The sequence below is a fragment of the Spiroplasma sp. ChiS genome (assembly GCF_002968355.1).
In the GTDB taxonomy this organism is placed as follows: Bacteria; Bacillota_I; Bacilli_A; order Mycoplasmatales; family Mycoplasmataceae; genus Spiroplasma; species Spiroplasma citri.
Genome location: NZ_PUUH01000203.1, coordinates 1 through 867 on the forward strand (window position 1 = coordinate 1; position 867 = coordinate 867).

Consider the following 867-nt stretch of genomic DNA (forward strand, 5'->3'; position numbering starts at 1 on the left):
ACAGAGAGAAAACCATAATAATACCTTAAATATAATTAAATTGATATTTTTACACTATATACTGCCTACAAGTTTTTTCATCTTGTTAACATTATAAATAATAACCAAAATAATTAAATTTATTTAAAAATAAATTTGTAGACAGTGTATAGTGCAAAAATAAACAACAAAATTATTTAATCAAATCACATATAAAAACTAGTGTGCCACAGTTAAAATACATGATAAATAATAAATATAAATACTAAAATCCTTTAACAGAGAGAAAACCATAATAATACCTTAAATATAATTAAATTGATATTTTTACACTATATACTGCCTACAAGTTTTTTCATCTTGTTAACATTATAAATAATAACCAAAATAATTAAATTTATTTAAAAATAAATTTGTAGACAGTGTATAGTGCAAAAATAAACAACAAAATTATTTAATCAAATCACATATAAAAACTAGTGTGCCACAGTTAAAATACATGATAAATAATAAATATAAATACTAAAATCCTTTAACCATAACACGGAATCAATTTAAGATTTTAATAATACAAAATAGAATTTTTTGGTAAATTAATAAACCAAAATAAAGAAAAATTGCTAATACAACAAATAAAATATTTGCTATACCTTCTTTAACTTTTCATAATGCACTAGATAAACCAGTTCAAATACCAGTCATACCCTCAGTCATAGTTTTAGGTGTAGGTTCTGTTAAAAAATTAAACGCTGTTGTTAAATACATACCTAACATTATTTATTACTCTCCTTTCTTTCAATTTCTTTTTTATCTTTTTTCTTTCCTCGAATTTGACGAATTTTTTGGTAAACTAATAAACCAAAATAAAGAAAAATTGCTAATACAATA

Annotated in this window: 2 protein-coding genes; both read right to left on the bottom strand. The window is 21.2% G+C overall.

What is annotated here, in order from left to right; genetic code table 4:
• Positions 1-501 precede the first annotated feature (501 nt).
• Positions 502-753 carry a hypothetical protein gene (locus C6B38_RS05625; protein WP_105298952.1) on the bottom strand — a complete coding sequence of 84 codons (252 nt, stop codon included), beginning with the start codon at positions 751-753 and terminating at the stop codon, positions 502-504.
• Positions 753-866 (bottom strand): hypothetical protein, encoded by a 114-nt coding sequence (locus tag C6B38_RS11945; protein WP_308686801.1) that lies wholly within the window; start codon positions 864-866, stop codon positions 753-755. Before C6B38_RS11945 ends, C6B38_RS05625 begins: the two co-directional genes overlap by 1 nt.
• Position 867: the final 1 nt, after the last annotated feature.